Consider the following 20,363-nt stretch of genomic DNA (forward strand, 5'->3'; position numbering starts at 1 on the left):
TGGCCGCTCCGCCGCGGCCGTCCCACCCCCCCCCCCGCCGCCCGCCACGTTCGGCCCCGCCACCCCCCTCCCCCGCCCCCGCGGGGGGGGGGGGGGCGGGCCCGCGGCGTGGTGACGCTCCCCCCGGGGGCGGCGGACGGCGGCCCGGGCGCTCCCGCAAGGGCGGCGGGGGCGGCGGGAAGCGCCCGTTCCGGGGCCGGAAGGCGCTGGTCATCGGTGGCGGGACGCTCGCGTTCGTCCTGGTCGCCGGCTCGCTCGGCGCGTACATGTACTACCAGCACCTCAACGGCAACCTGAACGTCATCGACACCGGTTCCGCGGGCACGGGCGGTTTCAAGAAGGACCAGCCCATCAACATCCTCGTCATCGGCACGGACAAGCGCAGCGGCGAGGGCAACGAGGGCTACGGGGACGCGAACAGCGTCGGCCACGCGGACACGACGATCCTGTTCCACGTCTCCAAGGACCGCAGCAACGCGACGGCGCTGTCCATCCCGCGCGACCTGGTCACCACCATCCCGGTCTGCCCGACGAAGCAGCCGAACGGCTCCGTCAAGGACATTCCCGGCCAGCACGCGACCCGGTTCAACGAGAGCCTGGGCCAGGAGGGTCGCGACCCGGGCTGCACGATGCGCACGGTCCAGCAGATCACCGGGATCCAGGTCGACCACTTCATGATGGTCGACTTCAACGCGGTGAAGAACCTGAGCACGGCCGTCGGTGGTGTCCCGGTCTGTGTGGAGAAGGCCGTCCACGACAAGGACTCCAAGCTCGACCTGCCGGCGGGCGAGAGCCGGTTGCAGGGCGAGCAGGCGCTGGCCTTCGTACGCACCCGCCACGCCTTCGGCAACGCGAGCGACCTGGACCGCATCAAGACGCAGCAGCAGTTCCTCGGCTCGATGATGCGCGAGATGAAGTCCAAGGAGACCCTGACCAGTCCGAAGAAGTTCCTCTCCCTCGCCGAGGCGGCCACCAAGTCGCTGAGCGTGGACCAGGGAATAGGCTCCATCGGGCAGCTCACCGCGCTCGCGGGCGAGTTGAAGGGCATCAACCTCAAGAACATCACCTTCACGACGCTGCCGGTGCTCGACAACCCGAACGACCCCGAGGGCAAGCACATCACCGTCGTGCTGAACCCCTCGCAGGCCGATCCGCTGCTGCGGATGATCCGGGGCGACGTCTCGCTCACGGAGGTCGAACAGAAGGAGAAGGCGGCGGCGCAGGACGCCAAGAACAAGCAGGACGCGCAGCTCCAGGGCAACCGCGCGCCCGCGGCGGACGTCCGGGTGAACGTCCTCAACGGAGGCGGCCCCGCCGGTTCGGCGTCCACCACCTTGACCTGGCTGCAGAACACCAAGGGCGTGGGCAAGGCCAGCAACCTCGGGAACGCCCCGGTGAAGGTCGACACCACACAGTTGGAGTACGCGCCCAACCAGGCCGACCAGGCCCGGGCGCTGGCGGACATGATGGGGCTCGCCGGTTCGGCCCTCAAGGTGGGCCCGGCCGACGCCGCGCCCCGCACGCCGATGAAGTTGACGCTCGGCGCCGACTTCAAGGAGCCGGGTGTCCCGATCTCGGGCCCCGTACCGGAACAGGCGCCCGAGGGGCTCCAACGGGTAGAGGCCGACAAGGCGATCTGCGCCAAGTAGCGGACGCCAGGGGGCGCCCGGGGGCGGTGGTCAGCCGCCCTGCTCGTCACAGACCGGGCGTATGACGGCCGGTAGCCGGTAGGACCGGCACCATACCGACCATTGTGATCTTGAGGGGGGACGCGTGAGGCACAGCAGCGTGCGTGGGGAGGGGGCGCCCGACCAGGCCACCGGCGACGGCATACCCGGTGGCGGTGCGGGCGCGACCGGCGTCGTACCCCCACCGCGGTCGGGCTCCGCGGGGGCCCGGCCCCCCGTCGGCCGCGGCCGGCCCGTCCGCAGGCGCCGTCGGCGGGTGCTGTTCTGGGTGGCCTCGGTGCTGGCGTTCCTGATCCTCGCGACGTCGGCGACCGGGTACCTCTACTACCGGCACCTCGACGGCAACATCCGCAGCGGCCAGCGGCTGAGCGGTGAGAGCGGCGTGGCCAAGACCGAGGCGAACGCCAAGGGCCAGCGTCCGTTGAACATCCTGCTGATCGGCTCGGACAGCCGGAACAAGCCGGAGAACGTGGAGCTCGGCGGCGGCCGGGACAGCATCGGGGCGCCTCCGCTCGCCGACGTGCAGATGCTGCTGCACGTCTCCGCGGACCGGCAGAACGCCTCGGTGGTCAGCATTCCGCGCGACACCGTGGTGGACGTACCCGAGTGCACGGACCCGAAGACCGGCGAGAAGTTCAAGAAGACCCACGCCATGATCAACGAATCCCTCGGGCGCGGCGGCCCCGGCTGCACCCTCGCCACCTGGGAGAAGCTGACCAACGTCTACATCGACCACTGGATGATGATCGACTTCGCCGGAGTCGTGCAGATGGCGGACGCGATCGGCGGCGTCGACGTCTGTGTGAAGGACAACGTCTGGGACCGCCCGCTGCCCACCTCCAGCGGCGGCTCCGGCCTCAAGCTGAAGGCGGGCGTGACCAAGGTCAAGGGCGAGCAGGCGCTCCAGTGGCTGCGCACCCGGCACGCGTTCAGCAGCGACCTGGGCCGGGCGCAGGCGCAGCACATGTACATGAACTCGATGATGCGTGAGCTGAAGAGCCAGAACGCCTTCACCGACGTCGGCCGGATCACGGCCCTGGCGGAGGCGGGCACGAAGGCGCTGGAGGTCTCCGAGGAGATCGGCTCGGTCAAGAAGCTGTTCAACCTGACGATGCAGCTCAAGGACGTGCCGATCAACCGCATCACGATGACGACGATGCCGACGCTGCAAGACCCCCGGGACCGGGACCGGTTGATCGTGAACCCGGGCGACGCCGACAAGCTGTGGACGATGGTCCGCAAGGACGTGGCCTTCGACAAGAACGGCGCTCCGCAGGTTTCCCCGAGTCCGCAGCCGAGCGAGCCGGCCGGCGTGCCGAGCGGGCCGGCGGCGGGTGGTGACGCGTCGAAGCAGCCGGTCACCCCGCCCGACCAGATCACCGTGCACGTGGTCAACGGCACGGCCGCCGGGATGCCGCTCGCGCCGCAGCGGGCCTCGGTGGTCGCCGGGGCGCTGGTCGGCAAGGGATTCACCGGGGCCAAGGCGGACAGCGCGCTGATCCCGGAGAAGACCACCGTGGTCCGCTACCCGAGCGCGGACCTGGCCGACGAGGCGCAGAGCGTCGCGGCGGCGCTCGGCATCCCCGCGAGCGCGGTGCAGCAGTCGGCCGACGTCTCCCGGATCACCCTGATCGTCGGCGCCGACTGGCGGGAGGGGACGGCGTACCCGCAGCAGGCTCCGCCGGCGGCCGGATCGGTCCCGGACACGGCCGAGGCGATCAACGGCGCGGACAGCGGACAGTGCATGGACGTCTACAAGCCCTACCGGTGGTGAGCTGAGGGCCGCCCCGGCGGACGACGGATGACGCAAGGGGTGGCCCGGTCCTTCTCGGACCGGGCCACCCCTTGCGACGTTTCGCGGCTCCCGCGGCGAGTGCGTACGTTCAGACCCCGGACGGGGTGTCGCTCGGCACCGACGGGCGGCGGCTGGCGATGACCTTGTCCGCCAGCGCGCGGGGGCTGGTCAGGAAGCCGAAGCCCCAGCACATGTGCATGGTGGCCAGGGCTACCGGGATCTGGGCCCGGGCCTTGAGGGAGAGCCCCTTGCCGGCCGGGATCGAGCCCGCGGTGATCGCCGCGAGGTAGCCCGCCGGGACCGCGAGGGCCCAGGGGGTGAGGGCGACGCCCGCCACCAGTCCGGCCGCGATGGCGCAGACGGCGGTGGGCGGGGCCAGGTAGCGCAGGTTGATCGAGCCCGCGTGGTAGCGGGCCACGACCCGGCGCCAGCGCCCGTAGTCCTTGTACTGCTTGGCGAGCGCCCGTACGGAGGGCCTCGGGCGGTACCGGACCTTCAGCTCGGGCGAGAACCAGATGAGCCCGCCGGCCTCGCGGATGCGGAAGTTCAGCTCCCAGTCCTGGGCGCGGATGAACTCCTCGTTGTAGCCGCCCTGCCGCTCCAGCGCCTCGCGACGGAAGACGCCCAGGTAGACCGTCTCGGCCGGGCCGGCCTCGCCGCCGGTGTGGAAGGCCGCGTTGCCGACGCCGATCCTCGACGTCATCGCGGCGGCGACGGCGTCCTCCCAGGCGTTCTCGCCCTCGGCGTGCATGATCCCGCCGACGTTCTGCGCGCCGGTCTCCTCCAGGAGCCGGACGGCGGTGGCGATGTAGTTCGGGGAGAGCATGCCGTGGCCGTCCACGCGTACCACGATCGGGTGACGTGATGCCTTGATGGCGGCGTTGAGGGCGGCCGGGGTGCGGCCGGTGGGATTGGGCACGGTGTGGACGCGGGCGCGTTCGTCGGACGCGGTTTCGCGCACGAGTTCGGCGGCGATCTCGTCGGTGCGGTCCGTGGACGGCCCGAGTGCGATCACCACCTCCATCTCGCCGGTGTACTCCTGGGCGAGGATGTGCCGGACGGAGTCACGCAGGTGGCGTTCCTCGTCGAGCACCGGCATGATCACCGAGACTGCGGGCTGCTGGGCGGGCATGTGGTCCTTCACGGTCGGGTATCGGTGTCACGTTACCGCGTACGGGGGAACCGGGTGCGCGGCGGACGAGCGGTACGGACGGACGCCGGTCGTATGGGCCTACTGTTCTGACGATCAGCCAATCGCTCATAGCCGACATACCTGCCGATATCGGCTCATCCGTCCCTGCCGTTCCCCCGCGGAGGTGTCCCCCGTGCCCCAGCCGCACCGTCCCACCCGTCCCGCCAGGCCACGGCAGCCCGGGCGCACGCCGCGCGGCGGTGGGGGCGGGGGTGGGCGCGCGGCCGGGGCCGCCGGCCAGGCCCGGCCGCGCCCCGGGGACCGGCCCCGATGGGGCGTGCGGTTCGCGGGCGGCCTGGCGCTGGTGGTGCTGGCCTCCGGAGCCGTCGGCCACGCCGTGATGACCGGTCTGGACACCGGGATCGACCGGGTGGACCCCTTCAAGGACATGAAGAACCGCCCGCAGGCCGGGCACGGGATGAACTTCCTGCTCGTCGGCACCGACGGCCGCGACAAGATCACGCCGGAGGAGAAGCGCGAGTACCGCCTCGGCGGGGCACCCTGCCACTGCACCGACACGATCATGCTGGTGCACCTGTCCGCCGACCGGGACCGCGCGAGCGTGGTCAGCCTGCCCCGGGACAGCTACGCGGAGGTCCCCGCCCACCAGGACCAGAACACCGGCGAGGCGCACAAGCCGCACCCGATGAAACTGAACGCCGCGTACTCGGAGGGCGGCCCGAACCTGACCGTGCGCACCGTGGAGAACATGACCCGGGTGAAGATCGACCACTACCTGGAGGTCGACTTCACCAGTTTCATGAAGACCGTCGACGCGGTGGGCGGCGTGGAGATCTGCACCGCCAAGACGATGCGCGACAGCTACACCGGCCTGGAGTTGCTGCCCGGCACCCATCACCTCACCGGCGGCCAGGCCCTGCAGTACGTCCGCTCGCGCCACGTCGACGGCGCCGCCGACCTCGGCCGGATGCAGCGCCAGCAGCGGTTCATCGCCGCCCTGATCAAGCAGGCCACCGGCAGCGGGGTGCTGCTGAACCCGGTGAAGTTCAAGCAGGTCAGCTCGACGCTGCTGGGCTCGGTGCGGGCCGACCGGGACTTCGGTTCGGAGCAGATGCTGGCGCTCGGGCAGGCGATGCGCGGCTTCACCCCGTCCTCCTCCGAGTTCGCCTCGGTGCCGGTCGGGGACACCGCGTACGAGGTCAAGGGGATCGGCTCGACCGTCAGGTGGGACGAGCCGAAGGCGGCCAAGCTCTTCGAATCGCTGCGCGAGGACCGGCCCTTGGCCGACGCCCCCGCCGGACAGCCGGGCCGGCCCGGGCAGTCGGGACAGCCGGGGCAGCCGGGGCAGCCCGGCCAGCCCGACCGGTCCGGCAACCGCCCGCCGGCGGCGGTCGCGGTCGACGTGCCGCCCGACGAGATCCGGGTCCAGGTCGAGAACGGCACCCGGATCGACGGGCTCGGCGGCCGCGTGGACGCCGCGCTGCGCGCGACCGGCTTCGACACCACCGGCCGCCCGGGCGGCGCCGTCCGCCGGGACGTCCAGCGCACGGTGATCACCTACGACCCCCGCTGGGACCGCTCGGCGCGCACGGTCGCGACGGCGCTGCCGGGCAGCGAACTGCGCGCCGTACCCGGCCAGGGCCGCACGGTCCTGGTGACGGCGGGCACGGACTACCGCAAGGTGGTCCCGGTCCGCGCGGACGACCCCTACCAGGGCCGCTTCGCGGTGGCCACGGGCGACCAGGTGAACTGCGGCAATTAGCCCGCCTGCCGCCGCCGGCTACCGGACGCGTTCCACCAGGGACACCTGGAGGCCGTGGACCTTGGTCTTCTCGACGGGCTTGTAGTGCTTTTCCAGCGCCTCGGCCTGCTCCTTCGGGAGCTTGTGGTACGGGTTCTGCGTCCCGCTCCAGGTGACCACCCACACCCGCCGGGTGGTGCCGAGGCACTTCTCGGGTTGCCCGCACTCCACCGGGAACAGGTCGTCGTTCGCGACGGCCGAGCGCTGCGCGAACACGTCGCGGAGCTTGACCTTCGGCGGCAGGAAGTACTCGACCTGGAAGTCGGTCATGAAGACGCTGTCGGTGCCCCGCACCGGCACGAAGCCGTCGCCGGGCCGGTAGCCCTTCGCGATGACCGCCGCGGCCTCCTCCCCGTCCCGGCCGGCCTTGACCGTCTCCGTACGGAGCTGCCGCTGGTCGGGGAGGCCCAGCAGGACCACCGCGGCCAGACCCGCCACTCCGAGCGGTCGGGGCCGCAGGGCCGCGAGGCCCGCGGCGGCGAGGAGCACCCAGGCCGGCACGGTGAAGAGGAGGTAGCGGTCCATGAAGTACGAGGTGCTGCCCTGCGAGACCACCCAGGCCGCCACGATCGGGACCGCGCCGACCAGCACGAGTTCGACGGCGGGCCGGCGGCCGCGGCTCCACGCGAGCGGGAGCAGCGCCAGGGCCGCGATCGCGAGGGAGACGAGCGGAGAGCCGAAGAGGGAGTCCCAGATGTCCGCGATGCTCCGCAGGTGGGGCGTCTTGATCCAACTGATCTGTCGGCCCACCTGCCGCTGCCCGAGCAGCACCAGCGGGATCACGGGCACCAGGGCGACGGCGGTCGTCACCGCGAAGGCGACGACGGTGCGCCCGCGCCGGTCCCGCCACCAGCGCAGCACCACGATCAGCGCGTGCGGCAGCAGGAACAGCAGGGAGACGATGTGGAACAAGCCGGCCGCGGCCACCGCGAGGGCGTACGGGGCCCAGCGGCGCGGGGTCGGGCGGTCCAGCGCCCGTATCAACAGCCAGGTGGCGGCGGTGACCGCCAGCAGGACGAAGGCGTACGACCGCGCCTCCTGCCCGTACCGGGAGACCGACGGGAGCAGGGCGAAGAGCAGGCCCGCGAAGACGGCGGTGCGGCGGTCGAAGAGCGTGCGGGCGGTCAGGACGACGAAGGCGGCGGCCCCCGCCATGGCGAACGCCGAGGGCATCCGCAGCATGGTCGCGGAGTCCCCGAAGACGGACACCCAGCCGTGCAACAGCAGGTAGTAGAGGCCGGAGACGGCGTCCACGTGGCCCAGCATCGCCACCAGGTCACCGGTACCGCGGATGGCCGCGTTCCAACTGGCGAGTTCGTCACGCCACAACTGCGGGGTACCGCTGCCCGTGACGGTGACGCCGAAGGTCAGCAGGGCTGCCCACAGCCAGTCGACGCGCGCCGCTCGCGGTGCCCGGGCGCCGCCCGCCGCCCTCCGCGGCGCGCGGTGCGCCGAGCCGGCCTCCGGTATGGCAGCCGTACTCCTGCTCGTCATCTGCTCGTACCTTCCGGGTCCATCGGGACGGCTGCGGTGCGCCGGCGCAAGGGAAATCCGGACCGGGCTCGACGTGCCAGGGTAGATCAGGCCCTGGGGACGCAACCAATTGACCCGGTCGCCGCCGCGGCGGGCGGCCCGGGTCACCGGGAGCGGACCGGCGGATCGCTCTTGGGCAACGAGACCTTCGCGCCGTCCAGCAAGCGCTTGAGCAGGTTCGACAACGGCCGCTCGGCGAAGCGGTGGACGAGCCAGGCGAGCAGCAGGATCGCGGTCAGGCACAGCCCCAGCAGCGGGAACGGCGGTATGTCGTAGTTGCGGCCCCACCGGATCATCGCCCAGCCCAGCTCCTGGTGGAGCAGGTACACGGGGTAGGTGAGCGCGCCGGCCACCGTGAGCCCCTTCCAGCGGATCCAGTTGAGGGCACCCGTCGCGGCCGCCAGCATGACGAGGAAGCACGCGCCGGAGACGATGGCCATCACCGTCCAGGAGAGTTTGCCGTGCACCTCGAACTCGTAGGAGCCCGCGGTGTAGTGCAGTCGGTTCTGCGCGACCAGCCAGGAGAAGGCGACCACTCCGAGCAACAGTGGGTTCACGCCGAACCGGTAGATGAGGTACAGGGCCACGCCCGCGATGAAGTACGGCGCGTCCTGCGGCATGAAGAGGGTGTCCATCAACGCGCTGCCCACGCTCGGCGTGATCACGGCCAGGATCATCCAGATCCCGCAGAAGGCCAGCACTCGACGGTAGGTCAGACCCATGACCGCGACGATCGCGAAGAGCAGGTAGAAGCGGAGCTCGATCCAGAGCGTCCAGTACACGCCGTCGGCCTCGGTCACGCCGAGCGGGCGCTCCAGCATCGTGAGGTTGGTCAGAATCTCGCTGATGCTCATCGACTTGCGACCGGCACGGACGGTGGACGCCGAGTTCACCACGACGGCGGTGATGAGGACGCCGACCCAGTAGGCGGGGTAGAGCCGCACGACCCGGGAGGTGAAGTAGTCACGGGCGGACCGGCCCCAGCACGACATGCAGATGACGAAGCCGCTGATGAGGAAGAACAGTTGGACGCCCATCCACCCGTAGGACGCGAACGCGTGGAAGGGAGGCATCAGTTTCCCGGGGCGCGCGCCCCACACCTCCGGATGGATGTTGACGCCCGCCCAATGGAAGGACAACACGGACAACGCGGCTATCAGGCGCAATCCGTCCAAGACGTAGAGTCGCGGGCGACGCCCGCCGCCTGCGTTCGGCCGGGCCGTTCCTGCCGGCACGGCGTCCAACGCGGGCGGGGGTGTTATCAGCGCTGACATAGGGGCTCGACTCCGCAACGTTTCCGGCTCGGGATCTGACGTCGCCCCCCTGGCGCGAATGCCCCGACGTCTGACGACACCTTACGGGCGGGTCACATCACCGCACGACGTGACGGGGCATCCGTGACCCGAAACACGCGCGCGACGTCACTCATCGAACCCCTGTGCGGCCCTTTCCTCGCGCAGCACCATGATCGCTTGGCGGCGGGCGAGGCGGTGGGTGCGGCGGATCTGGGCCTCCTGGTTGCGGCGCTCGTCCTGCTCGGTCTCGGGCAGGACCGGCGGGACCCGGCGGGGCTTGCCCTCGGCGTCGACCGCCGCGAAGACGAGGTACGCGCTGCCGACCTGGGTGGCGGGGGTCGATTCGTTCCAGCGCTCGGCGAGGACCCGTACGCCGATCTCCATGGAGGTACGGCCGGTCCAGTTGCACTGGGCCTTGACGTGGACGAGGTCACCCACCCGGACGGGGGCGAGGAACGCCATCTCGTCCATGGACGCGGTGACGGCGGGACCGCCCGAGTGGCGCCCGGCCACCGCGCCCGCCGCGTCGTCCACCAGCTTCATGATCACCCCGCCGTGCACCGTGCCCAGCAGGTTCGTGTCGTTGGCGGTCATGATGTGGCTGAGGGTGGTCCGGGAGGCCGAGATCGGCTTCCCCGGCAGTTCGCCCGCTATCTCTGTCATACGGCCACCTTAGATGCGTACCGCAGGCATCAGCTCTGCAACAGCCCCGGTACGAAGTGCCCACCGGGCTGTCGGCGGGCTCCCCCGGGAAGGCATCCTTGGGCACATGAATGACTGGCCCGAGCCCGAGGGTCCGCAGCGGATGCGGCACATCCAGCGGCAGCAGCAGCCGCCCGTCCGGCAGCCCGGCCCGCCGCGGCCGCCCGTCGACCCCCCGGCGCGGCAGCCCACGTACGGCGTGCCGCCGCAGCAGACGCAGAGCCCCGGCGGCTACGACGGCGGCTACAACACCGGACAGGTCTACGGCATGCCCGACGGCGGCGGTGGCGCCGGGCGTCCGCCGGGCGGCCGGCGCCGCCCCGGACAGGGCGGCGGCGAGGGCCCCGTACCCGTCCGCGTCGTCGTCGACTGGCGCAGGCGGATCAAGATCGGCTCGATCGTCCTCGTCTCCGCGCTGGTGGTCACCACGGTCGGCACCTACTTCTGGGCCGACTCCAAGGTGCGCCGCGAGGTGGACCTCTCGAAGGTCATCGAGCGCCCCAAGGAGGGCGACTGCACGACGTACCTCATCGTCGGCTCCGACAGCCGCGAGGGCATGTCCGACGAGGAGAAGCGCAAGCTCCACACGGGCTCGGCCGAGGGCAAGCGCACCGACTCGATGATGATCCTGGCGAAGTGCTCCAGCGGGAACACCATGATCTCGCTGCCGCGCGACTCGGACGTCGAGATCCCCTCTTTCGTCGGCTCCCAGTCGGGGAAGAAGTTCCCCGGGCAGGGCCGCCGGGTCAAGCTCAACGCGGCGTACGCGGAGGACGGCCCCGAGCTGCTGGTGCGCACGATCGAGTTCAACACCGGCCTGCGCATCGACCACTACGCGGAGATCGGCTTCGCCGGTTTCGCGAACATCGTGGACGCGCTGGGCGGCGTGGAACTGGACATCGAGAAGGGGTTCAAGGACGAGAAGTCCGGGGCCGACTTCAAGGCCGGCCGCCAGACCCTCAACGGGACCCAGTCGCTCGCGTTCGTCCGCACCCGCTACGCCTTCGCCGAGTCGGACCTGCAACGGACGAAGAACCAGCAGAAGTTCCTGTCGGCGCTGGCCAGTCAGGCGGCGACCCCGTCCACGATCCTGAACCCGTTCTCCCTGTACCCGGTGATGGGCGCGGGACTGGACACGGTGATCGTGGACAAGGACATGGGCTTGTGGGACATGGGGCAGATGTTCTTCGCCATGAAGGGCGTCAACGGCGGTGACGGGGTGTCGATGAACATGCCCATCTCCGGTGAGCGCGGCGGCAACCTGATCTGGGACAAGGCGAAGGTGCAGCAGTTGGTGAAGCAGATCCAGAACGACGAGAAGGTCACCGTCCAGAGCCGCTGACCGCGCGGGGCGGCGTACGGGAACCGCGTACGGGGCGGCGCGTGGTTACCGGCGTGCGCTGGGGCGCGCGGGAACGGTGTGCGCCGGGGGTACGGGGCCGGTCCGGTAGGTTGCCGTACAACTGTTGCGGCCCACGCGCCGGGGGGAAGTCCGGGGAGTCCGTGCTGTGGTGCGGCACCGAACCGGACGGGCGTGCTTCCTCCCTCTGGAGCGTCCATGTCCCTGCACCCGTCCCCGCGCGCCTTCGCCAGGCCGCAGCCAGACGGTGACCACCTCGGCAAGCCCGCCATCCCGGAGCAGGCGGCGGCCGGAGCGGTGCCGGGAGGACGACTGCGCGTCCTGGACGGGCTGCGGGTCCTCGCGGCGGCGGCCGTGCTCTTCCACCACTACACCCGCAGGGACATCTGGGGGCACGACGCCTTCGGCCGGCTGACCGCGGTCGGCCGCTACGGCTGGCTCGGCGTCGAACTGTTCTTCATGATCAGCGGCTTCGTCATCTGCATGTCGGCCTGGGGCCGGCCGCTGGGCGGCTACCTGCGCAGCCGGGTGATCCGGCTCGGGCCGGCCTACTGGTTCTGCGTCCTGCTCACCGCGGCCGTCCTGCTCGTCGACGGCGAGCCGTTCGGCGGCGCCGGGCCCGGGCTCAGTCAGGTCCTGACGAACCTGACCATGTTCCAGACCCCCCTCCAGAGCGCCCAACTCGACATGTCCTACTGGACGCTGTGGTCCGAGGTCCGGTTCTACCTGCTCTTCGCCCTGGTCGCCCGGACGGGACTGACCTACCGCAAGGTCCTGAACTTCTGCTGGATCTGGACCGTCGCCTCGCTCCTCGCGCCGACGTCCGGCCTGCCGCTCCTCGACACCGTGGCCAACCCGGTGTACTCGCCGCTGTTCGTCTCCGGGATCTGCTTCTACCTGATCCGCCGGGAGGGCCCGCGCGTCGGCGAGCCGTGGGCGCTGCTGGGCCTCTCGTGGCTGCTGACGCAGCGCTGGCTCAACGACATCGTCGCCTGGAACACCGTCAAGGGCGACCGGCTGTCCTGGGAGACGTGCCTGGCCGTGCTGACCGTCTGCCACCTCGTCATGGCCGCGGTGGCCCTGCGCCGGCTCGACCGGATCGACTGGCGGTGGCTGTCGGTCGGCGGCGCCATGTCGTACCCGCTGTACCTGCTGCACCAGCAGATCGGCATCACGCTGCTGCGGCAGTGGCACCGCGACGTCGAGCCGTGGACCCTGCTGCTGTCGACGGTCGCGGTGATGGTGGCGGCGTCCTGGCTGATCCAGCGCTACGTGGAACGCCCGGCCGCCCGGCTGCTGAGGCGCGGGCTGGAACACCGGCCGGCGCGCGCCTGAGCCGCCCCGCGCCCGAGGGCACGGGACGTACGGGAAGGGGCACCCCGCCGGCGGGGTGCCCCTTCCCGTACGTCCTCGACCGTTACCTGCCCGCGCGGGCGCGCAGCTTCCACGGCATGGCGATGGACTCCAACTGCACCGCGAGGTTCATCTTGGACTCGCCGACAGTGCGGTCCTCGAAGTGGATCGGGACCTCCATCACCTGGAAGCCGCGGCGCAGGGCCTTGAACTTCATCTCCACCTGGAAGCTGTAGCCGGCGCTGCCGATCGACGCCAGGTCGATCGACTTCAGCGCGTCGGCGCTCCACAGGTTGAAGCCGCCCGTGATGTCACGCACCCGGGTGCCCAGGATGGTGCTCGCGTAGGCGTTGGCCCAGCGGGAGAGCAGCTTGCGGTGCGCGCCCCAGGCGTCCGAGAGGGTGCCGCCGGGGACGTAGCGGCTGCCGACGACGAGGCCGGCGCCGGTGGAGCGGGCCACGCCCAGCATCTCGGCGATCTTCCCGGCGGGGTGCGAGCCGTCCGCGTCCATCTGGAGCACGTACTCGGCGCCCTCCTCGACGGCCTTGGCCATGCCCGCCGCGTAGGCGCGGCCGAGGCCGTCCTTGGCGGTGCGGTGCAGGACCGACATCCGCGGCTTGCCGTCCTTGGTGAGGAACCCCTCGGCGAGCTCGTCGGCGATCTTGCCGGTGCCGTCGGGCGAGGAGTCGTCGACGACCAGCAGGCGCAGGCCGGGCTGGTCGAGGCCCATCAGCAGCTCGACCATCCCCGGCAGGTTGCCTGCCTCGTTGTACGTGGGCATGACCACGGTGAGCGGCGTGTGCGCCCAGCTGTCGGGGAGCTTCGTGGTTGCGACGTCGGTCGCGCGGGGATTCTGCTGCTCGCCTATCACAGGGTTATGCCTCACTGAAGTTGGTCACCGGTCAGAGGAGAAGCGGACGGAGCCGGAAGGAAGTTCCGCCTCGCACCACACCCGAGCCCCTGCGCGAAGTTCGTTGTCAGCCCCTACGACGGCGCCGTCTCCGATGACCGCGCCGTCAAGCACCGTGCGCGTACCCACCGAAGCGCGGGCGCCGATCAGGCTGGCGCTCACGTTCGTGTCCGCACCGATGATCGCGCCCTCCAGGACGATGGAGCCCTGGACGACCGCTCCCGCCTCGATGCGGGCGCCGGACCCGACAACGGTACCGCCCGACAGCTTGGCGCCCTCCGCCACCTCGGCGCCCGGGAGGACCAGGGCCTCGCCGCGCGGGCCGGGGACGGCCGGGGAGGAGACGATTCCGCGCACGAGGTCCGCGGACGCCTGGACGAAGGACTCGGGCTTGCCCAGGTCCAGCCAGTAGGTGTCCTCGGTGACGCCGTGCAGTTTGGCACCGGAGGCGAGGAGGCCGGGGAAGGTCTCGCGTTCGACGGATACCGGTCGGCCGGCCGGAATGGCGTCGATGACGCTGCGGCGGAAGACGTAGCAGCCGGCGTTGATCTGGTCGGTGACGATCTCCTCGGGGGTCTGCGGCTTCTCGGTGAAGGCCAGCACCCGCCCCTCGGCGTCGGTGGGGACGAGGCCGAAGGCGCGCGGGTCCTCGACCCGCACCAGGTGCAGGGAGACGTCGGCCTCGGCCGCCTGGTGGGACTCGACCAGGCCCGCGATGTCCAGGCCGGTGAGGATGTCGCCGTTGAAGACGAGGACGGGGGCGTCCGGGCCGCCCGTCAGCCGCCGGGCGGCGTTGCGGATGGCGCCGCCGGTACCGAGCGGCTCGTCCTCGACGACGTATTCCAGGGTGAGGCCGAAGGCCGATCCGTCACCGAAGTAGGGCTCGAAGACCTCGGCCAGGTAGCAGGTGGCCATCACGATGTGCGTGACACCGGCGGCAGCGGCCCTGGCTATCTGGTGGGCGAGGAACGGAACGCCCGCGGCCGGAACCATCGGCTTGGGGGTGTTCACCGTCACGGGACGCAGCCGCGTCCCCTGCCCGCCAACCAGCAGGATCGCTTCCGTCATTGCTTTCTCCCCAACCGGTTCGGGCGTACGAAGGTTCAAATTTAGCCCATGCGGGGGCGCGCGAAGGCCGGAGGCGGACCGCGCCGCCGGGGTCCGCCGCGGCGGCCGCGGGGGCCGCCGCGCGGAACACCGTTGCCCGCACGGCAGGTCGGGGCCCCGGACGCCGCCGGGCACCGGCTCCCCGCGCGCGAGGGGAGGGGGGAAGGCCCTTGACGTTGTTGCGGATTCGGTATGCGGCCGTCGGCGTTCGGGTCCGTCGCGATGTCCGCCTCGGGCGACTCCACGAAACGGAAGCGCCGGCCGAAAGCCCGGCCGGGAACTCCCGGCCGGGCTGTTCGTGCGAGAAATCAGGGCAGGTTGCGCGCCATGACGATGCGCTGGACCTGGTTCGTGCCCTCGTAAATCTGGGTGATCTTCGCGTCGCGCATCATGCGCTCGACCGGGTAGTCGCGGGTGTAGCCGTAGCCGCCGAGGAGCTGGACCGCGTCCGTGGTGACCTCCATGGCCACGTCGGAGGCGAAGCACTTGGCGGCGGCGCCGAAGAACGTCAGGTCGCCGTCGACGCGTTCGGACTTGGCCGCGGCCGAGTACGTGAGCTGGCGGGCGGCCTCGATCTTCATGGCCATGTCCGCGAGCATGAACTGCACGCCCTGGAAGTCGGCGATCGGCTTGCCGAACTGCTTGCGCTCCTGGACGTAGCCCTTGGCGTAGTCCAGGGCGCCCTGGGCGATGCCGAGCGCCTGGGCCGCGATGGTGATGCGGGTGTGGTCCAGGGTCTTCATCGCGGTGGCGAAGCCGGTGCCCTCGGCGCCGATCATGCGGTCCGCGGAGATGCGGACGTTGTCGAGGTAGACCTCGCGGGTCGGGGAGCCCTTGATGCCGAGCTTCTTCTCCGGGGCGCCGAAGGAGACGCCCTCGTCGGACTTCTCCACGACGAAGGCGGAGATGCCCTTGGAGCGCTTCTCCGGGTCGGTGACGGCCATGACCGTGTAGTACTCGGAGACGCCCGCGTTGGTGATCCAGCGCTTGACGCCGTTGAGGACCCAGAAGTCGCCGTCGCGCACCGCGCGGGTCTTCATGCCGGCCGCGTCGGAGCCCGCGTCGGGCTCGGAGAGGGCGTAAGAGAACATCGCGTCGCCCTTGGCCAGCGGGCCGAGGTACTTGGCCTTCAGCTCCTCGGAACCGGAGAGGATCACCGGGAGCGAGCCGAGCTTGTTCACGGCCGGGATGAGGGAGGAGGACGCGCAGACGCGGGCCACCTCCTCGATCACGATCACGGTGGCGAGCGCGTCCGCGCCGGCGCCGCCGTAGGTCTCGGGCACGTGGACGGCGTGCAGGTCGTTGGCGACCAGCGCGTCGAGGGCCTCCTGCGGGAAGCGCGACTCCTCGTCGACCGCCGCGGCGAACGGCAGGATCTTCGCCTCGGCGAGCGAGCGGACGGACTCGCGGAGCATGTCGTGCTCCTCGGCCGGGCGGTACAGGTCGAAGTCGGCAGAACCCGCCAAGATCTCTCACTCCCCAGGTGTGATGCGTGATGCGCGCGGCGTGATGTCGGCGCGCGATCCGTGATGCTAACTACCGTTAAGTAACCCGAAGCTTAGTCTCCGGCGTCGGGGCAGCGATATGTACGGCGTACGTGAGCTGCGTGACAGCGCGGGCGCGTGGTGCGCGCACGAGGAGCGTCCCCCGGGCCGGGCCCGACTATGCTCAGTGGCCGCAATCGGCCCCGCACCTCTGGAGCACCCATGGCCCCCCTCAAGATCACCGTGATCGGCACCGGTTACCTCGGTGCGACGCACGCCGCCGCCATGGCGGAGCTGGGCTTCGAGGTGCTGGGTCTGGACGTGGTGCCGGAGAAGATCGAGATGCTGGCCGCGGGTCGGGTCCCGATGTACGAGCCCGGGCTGGAGGACCTGCTCGCCGCGCACGTGGCCGGGCTGCCGGGCTCGTCCGGGCGGCTGCGCTTCACCCACTCGTGGGAGGAGGTCGGCGCCTTCGGTGACGTCCACTTCCTGTGCGTGAACACGCCGCAGAAGCACGGCGAGTACGCCTGCGACATGTCGTACGTCGACTCCGCGCTGGAGTCGCTGGCCCCGCACCTGACCCGGCCGGTGCTGGTCGTCGGCAAGTCCACGGTGCCGGTCGGCTCGGCGGAGCGTCTCGCGGCGAAGCTGGCGGCGCTGGCCCCGGCGGGCGCGGACGCGGAGCTGGCGTGGAACCCGGAGTTCCTGCGCGAGGGCTTCGCGGTGCAGGACACCCTGCACCCGGACCGGATCGTGATCGGCGTCCAGGGCGACCGCGGCGAGAAGGTGCTGCGGGAGGTCTACGAGACGCCGATGTCGGAGGGCACGCCGCTGGTGGTGACGGACTTCCCGACCGCGGAGCTGGTCAAGACGGCCGCCAACTCGTTCCTCGCGACGAAGATCTCCTTCATCAACGCGATGGCCGAGGTGTGCGAGGCGGCGGGCGGTGACGTGGTGAAGCTGGCGGAGGCGATCGGCTACGACGAGCGGATCGGCTCGAAGTTCCTGCGGGCCGGGATCGGCTTCGGGGGCGGCTGCCTGCCCAAGGACATCCGCGCGTTCATGGCCCGGGCGGGCGAGCTGGGCGCCGACCAGGCGCTGACCTTCCTGCGGGAGGTCGACTCCATCAACATGCGCCGCCGCGGGCACATGGTGGAGCTGGCGCGCGAGGCGGTCGGCGGGTCCTTCCTCGGCAAGCGGGTCGCGGTGCTCGGCGCCACCTTCAAACCGGACTCCGACGACGTGCGCGACTCCCCCGCGCTGAACGTGGCCGGGCAGATCCACCTCCAGGGCGGCCAGGTCACCGTCTACGACCCGAAGGGCATGGACAACGCGCGGCGCGTCTTCCCGACCCTCGGGTACGCCGACTCCGCCGTCGAGGCGGCGCGGGGCGCGGAGGTGGTCCTGCACCTGACCGAGTGGCGGGAGTTCCGCGAGCTGGACCCGGCCGCGCTGGGCGAGGTCGTCACCGACCGGCTGGTGCTGGACGGACGCAACGCCCTCGACCCCGACCTGTGGCGGGGCGCCGGTTGGACCTACCGCGCGATGGGCCGCCCGCGCGCCTGACGGGCCGGCCCCGCGCCCGAAGAGGCGGCCAAGGCCGCCGCGGCCGGCGGACGCCGATCGGTAGAGTGGCGGCCGATGACCGCCACCAGCAGCCTTCCGTCCGTCCCCACCGCTTCCGCGGCGACGCCCGTCACGCGTGCCGGGCGGGGATCCTTCGAAGCGGCCCTGCGGGGACCCGGCGCGCCGGTGGCCATAGCGGTCTTCTGGGCGGCGAGCCGGGCGCTGATGCTCTGGATGCTCGTCAACGACTTCCACAGCTCGAACCTCGTGCGGGTGGACGTCAGCGGGACCTACCACAACTGGTACGACATCCTGGTCACGTGGTCGATGCCGCACGACGACATCACGTGGCAGTACCCGCCCGCCGCCGCCGCGATCTTCCTCTCGCCCGATCTGCTGCCGTTCCTCACCTACTTCCAGGCCTTCGTCGCACTGACGGTGCTCTGTGACGGCGTCATCCTCGTCGGTCTGCTCCGGGCCGCGCGCCGCGGCGACGGGAGCCGGGCCGGGGCGCTGTTCTGGCTGCTCACGCTGCCGCTGCTGATGGCGACGCCGTTCGCGCGCTACGACGTCCAGGTGACGCTGCTCGCGGTCGGTTCGCTGTTGTGCCTGCGCCACCGCCCCCGGCTCGGCGGTGTGATCGCGGGCATCGGCGCGATGGTCAAGGTGTGGCCGCTGCTCGCCCTGCTGGGCGCCCCGCGCGGCAAGTCCACGCGGGAGGCCGTCATCGCCGCCGCGCTGACCTGCGTCGCGCTGTTGGCCGTCTTCGCGGCGCTCTTCCGGGACTCGCTGGGCTTCCTCGGCAACCAGGGCGACCGGGGCGTGCAGGTCGAGTCCGTCGGCGGCTCGGCGTTGATGCTGGCCATGCGGACGAAGGTGTGGCCGGGCCGGATCACCTTCCAGTACGGCGCGTTCGAGTACGTCGGCCCGTACGTGCCGGTCATCGCGCGGGCCTCGCTCGCGCTCACCGTGATCGGCTTCCTGCTGTTGGTGCTGTGGCGGGTGCGGGCCCGGCGTTGGACGACCGCGACCCCGCTGGACGCGGCGCTCTGCGCGATCATGGTGTTCACGGTCACCAGCCGCGTCATCAGCCCGCAGTACATGATCTGGCTGCTCGGTCTGGCGGCCGTCTGTCTGACCTCCCGGCACACCACCCAGCGCCCGATCGCGTGGCTGCTGGCCGTCACCACGCTGTTGACGTCGCTGATCTTCCCGGTCTGGTACGGGGACGTCCTGCTGAACACCTGGACCGGCACGGTGTTGCTCTGCGCCCGCAACGGCATGCTGCTCTACGCCACCGTGTGGTCCGGCATCCGGCTGTGGAGGGCGACCGTGACCCCCGCCGGCGCGGCCGGCGGGGACCGCGCGGATCACGTGGACCGCGCGGGCACCCGCTAGACGGTGCGGCGGTGTTGGGCGGCGCGTGCGGTGAACTCCGCGTCGCGCAGCACCCGTTGGGCGTTGCCCCAGGTGAGCAGGGCCAGGTCGGGCTCCGTCCAGCCCCGTTCGAGCAGTTCGGCGATCAGCCTCGGGTAGCCGGAGGGGTCGGTCAGTCCGGTCGGGCGGGGGCTGCCCGGTTCGGCTCCGAACGCGGCGCCGAGACCGACGCCGTCCGGGCCCGCGAGCGCCCGTACGTGGTCCACGTGGTCCGCCACCGCGTGCAGGGAGTCCCCGGTCCGCTCGGTGTCGAAGGTGACCATCGCGAGCCCGCCCGCCGCGCGCAGGGCGAGCAGTACCTCGTCGGTCACGTTCGCGGGGTGCGGATTGAGGGCGGCGGCGCCGGTGTTCGAGATGATGACCGGCGCCTTGGAGGCGCCCGCGAGCTGGCAGGCCACCGCCGAGGGGCAGCCGGCCAGGTCGACCAGCATGCCCAGCCGGTTCATCTCCTTGACCACCTCGTGGCCGAAGACGGTCAGTCCCTCCCGCGCCCACGGCGCCCCGGCGGGCGCGAGGACGCGTACGCCCAGCGCGTGGAAGGCGCGCAGCGCCCCCAGCGAGCCGGTCAGCGAACGGCCGGGCACGGGGCCGAGGAACGCGGCGATCCGGCCCCGGTTGCGGGCGTCCACCATGTCGTCGGGGGTCAGGCCCAGGCACAGGCTGTCGGGGTAGCGGCGCACGAGGGACAGCGCCACGTCGATCTGCTCCAGGGTGTCGGACACCACCTGGTCGGCGGCCGGCGCCTCGCTCGGCGTCAGCAGGGACCAGAACTGGGCGCCGACCCCGCCGGCGCGCAGCCTCGGGATGTCGGTGTCGACGCCGAAATCAGGGGTGTCGATGTCGTGGTACGGGCTCTGGCGCAGCGTCCAGACCAGGGTGTTGCACCCGTCCGCGACGGGATGCTCGGCCAGCAGCTCCATGGCCCGGTCCAGGGCTCCGGGCGCCGCACCGGGGGCGGCGAGGTCTTCGGATCCCAGGGAGCCGGGGCCCACGTCGGTGCCGGGGCTCTGGAGGGGTTCGTCCTGCAAGTCGGCCATGGCGTTCGCTCCGGTCTCGGCGGTCTCGGCGCAGCAGGGAGGGAAGCGGGGTTCGTCTGGCCACGGTGACATGCGGGGCGGGCGGGTTCACGGCGGGTGTGGCGTTCGGGTGTCACCGTGGGGCGAGCACCCGAACGCCGAT

15 protein-coding genes are annotated in these 20,363 nt (G+C 71.4%); 7 read left to right on the forward strand and 8 right to left on the reverse strand.

The window, feature by feature from the left end; genetic code table 11:
* Together ACFVXJ_RS29500 and ACFVXJ_RS29505 are read left to right on the forward strand one after the other, a co-directional pair.
* Positions 1 to 1,649 (forward strand): LCP family protein (locus ACFVXJ_RS29500; RefSeq protein WP_389666304.1); only part of this gene is annotated, 1,649 nt, incomplete at its 5' end.
* A 124-nt stretch (positions 1,650 to 1,773) separates the two neighbouring features.
* A complete protein-coding gene (locus ACFVXJ_RS29505) occupies positions 1,774 to 3,462 on the forward strand; it encodes an LCP family protein (RefSeq protein WP_389666306.1) in 1,689 nt (562 codons plus the stop codon).
* Positions 3,463 to 3,571: 109 nt separating this feature from the next.
* Here ACFVXJ_RS29505 and ACFVXJ_RS29510 read toward each other — a convergent pair whose 3' ends face one another.
* Positions 3,572 to 4,615, reverse strand: coding sequence for a glycosyltransferase family 2 protein (locus ACFVXJ_RS29510; protein WP_389666308.1), 1,044 nt, complete (start codon positions 4,613 to 4,615; stop codon positions 3,572 to 3,574).
* 337 nt (positions 4,616 to 4,952) lie between these two features.
* Between ACFVXJ_RS29510 and ACFVXJ_RS29515 the strand changes: the two genes are divergently transcribed.
* Positions 4,953 to 6,398, forward strand: a complete 1,446-nt coding sequence (locus tag ACFVXJ_RS29515) for an LCP family protein (protein WP_389666310.1) — start codon at positions 4,953 to 4,955, stop codon at positions 6,396 to 6,398.
* An 18-nt stretch (positions 6,399 to 6,416) separates the two neighbouring features.
* On the opposite strand, the gene ACFVXJ_RS29520 is transcribed toward ACFVXJ_RS29515, so the two are convergent.
* The 3 genes from ACFVXJ_RS29520 to ACFVXJ_RS29530 form a co-directional block, all read right to left on the reverse strand.
* Positions 6,417 to 7,931: a glycosyltransferase family 39 protein gene (locus ACFVXJ_RS29520; protein ID WP_389666312.1), complete on the reverse strand. Its 1,515-nt coding sequence runs from the start codon at positions 7,929 to 7,931 to the stop codon at positions 6,417 to 6,419.
* A 143-nt stretch (positions 7,932 to 8,074) separates the two neighbouring features.
* Positions 8,075 to 9,145, reverse strand: coding sequence for an acyltransferase family protein (locus ACFVXJ_RS29525; protein ID WP_389666313.1), 1,071 nt, complete (start codon positions 9,143 to 9,145; stop codon positions 8,075 to 8,077).
* A gap of 246 nt (positions 9,146 to 9,391) precedes the next feature.
* Entirely contained in the window at positions 9,392 to 9,928 is a 537-nt protein-coding gene (locus tag ACFVXJ_RS29530; RefSeq protein WP_361318686.1) for an acyl-CoA thioesterase, read from the reverse strand.
* Positions 9,929 to 10,034: 106 nt separating this feature from the next.
* On the opposite strand from ACFVXJ_RS29530, the gene ACFVXJ_RS29535 reads away from it, so the two are divergent.
* Together ACFVXJ_RS29535 and ACFVXJ_RS29540 are read left to right on the forward strand one after the other, a co-directional pair.
* Positions 10,035 to 11,309 (forward strand): LCP family protein, encoded by a 1,275-nt coding sequence (locus ACFVXJ_RS29535; protein WP_389666315.1) that lies wholly within the window; start codon positions 10,035 to 10,037, stop codon positions 11,307 to 11,309.
* A 216-nt stretch (positions 11,310 to 11,525) separates the two neighbouring features.
* The gene (locus tag ACFVXJ_RS29540; RefSeq protein ID WP_389666317.1) at positions 11,526 to 12,662 is read left to right on the forward strand and encodes an acyltransferase family protein; all 1,137 of its coding nucleotides are present in this window, start codon (positions 11,526 to 11,528) and stop codon (positions 12,660 to 12,662) included.
* Positions 12,663 to 12,744: 82 nt separating this feature from the next.
* On the opposite strand, the gene ACFVXJ_RS29545 is transcribed toward ACFVXJ_RS29540, so the two are convergent.
* From ACFVXJ_RS29545 to ACFVXJ_RS29555, 3 genes are all read right to left on the reverse strand, one after another.
* Positions 12,745 to 13,551, reverse strand: a complete 807-nt coding sequence (locus ACFVXJ_RS29545; protein WP_389666319.1) for a polyprenol monophosphomannose synthase — start codon at positions 13,549 to 13,551, stop codon at positions 12,745 to 12,747.
* Positions 13,552 to 13,575: 24 nt separating this feature from the next.
* A complete protein-coding gene (locus ACFVXJ_RS29550) occupies positions 13,576 to 14,658 on the reverse strand; it encodes a sugar phosphate nucleotidyltransferase (protein ID WP_389666320.1) in 1,083 nt (360 codons plus the stop codon).
* Between the two features lie 347 nt (positions 14,659 to 15,005).
* Entirely contained in the window at positions 15,006 to 16,163 is a 1,158-nt protein-coding gene (locus ACFVXJ_RS29555; protein WP_389666322.1) for an acyl-CoA dehydrogenase family protein, read from the reverse strand.
* Positions 16,164 to 16,403: 240 nt separating this feature from the next.
* Between ACFVXJ_RS29555 and ACFVXJ_RS29560 the strand changes: the two genes are divergently transcribed.
* Entirely contained in the window at positions 16,404 to 17,747 is a 1,344-nt protein-coding gene (locus ACFVXJ_RS29560) for a UDP-glucose dehydrogenase family protein (protein WP_389666324.1), read from the forward strand.
* A gap of 75 nt (positions 17,748 to 17,822) precedes the next feature.
* Positions 17,823 to 19,145 carry a glycosyltransferase 87 family protein gene (locus tag ACFVXJ_RS29565; protein ID WP_389666326.1) on the forward strand — a complete coding sequence of 441 codons (1,323 nt, stop codon included), beginning with the start codon at positions 17,823 to 17,825 and terminating at the stop codon, positions 19,143 to 19,145.
* On the opposite strand, the gene ACFVXJ_RS29570 is transcribed toward ACFVXJ_RS29565, so the two are convergent.
* Positions 19,142 to 20,221 carry a dipeptidase gene (locus ACFVXJ_RS29570; protein ID WP_389666328.1) on the reverse strand — a complete coding sequence of 360 codons (1,080 nt, stop codon included), beginning with the start codon at positions 20,219 to 20,221 and terminating at the stop codon, positions 19,142 to 19,144. The genes ACFVXJ_RS29565 and ACFVXJ_RS29570 overlap by 4 nt on opposite strands.
* Positions 20,222 to 20,363 lie beyond the last annotated feature (142 nt).

The sequence above is a fragment of the Streptomyces sp. NPDC058279 genome (genome assembly GCF_042881255.1).
In the GTDB taxonomy this organism is placed as follows: Bacteria; Actinomycetota; Actinomycetes; order Streptomycetales; family Streptomycetaceae; genus Streptomyces.

Coding starts and splice junctions, on each gene's coding strand:
- ACFVXJ_RS29510 (WP_389666308.1), bottom strand. CDS start 4,615: ATGCCCGCCCAGCAGCCCGCAGTCTCGGTGATCATGCCGGTGCTCGAC.
- ACFVXJ_RS29520 (WP_389666312.1), bottom strand. CDS start 7,931: ATGACGAGCAGGAGTACGGCTGCCATACCGGAGGCCGGCTCGGCGCAC.
- ACFVXJ_RS29530 (WP_361318686.1), bottom strand. CDS start 9,928: ATGACAGAGATAGCGGGCGAACTGCCGGGGAAGCCGATCTCGGCCTCC.
- ACFVXJ_RS29535 (WP_389666315.1), top strand. CDS start 10,035: ATGAATGACTGGCCCGAGCCCGAGGGTCCGCAGCGGATGCGGCACATC.
- ACFVXJ_RS29540 (WP_389666317.1), top strand. CDS start 11,526: ATGTCCCTGCACCCGTCCCCGCGCGCCTTCGCCAGGCCGCAGCCAGAC.
- ACFVXJ_RS29550 (WP_389666320.1), bottom strand. CDS start 14,658: ATGACGGAAGCGATCCTGCTGGTTGGCGGGCAGGGGACGCGGCTGCGT.
- ACFVXJ_RS29560 (WP_389666324.1), top strand. CDS start 16,404: ATGGCCCCCCTCAAGATCACCGTGATCGGCACCGGTTACCTCGGTGCG.
- ACFVXJ_RS29565 (WP_389666326.1), top strand. CDS start 17,823: ATGACCGCCACCAGCAGCCTTCCGTCCGTCCCCACCGCTTCCGCGGCG.
- ACFVXJ_RS29570 (WP_389666328.1), bottom strand. CDS start 20,221: ATGGCCGACTTGCAGGACGAACCCCTCCAGAGCCCCGGCACCGACGTG.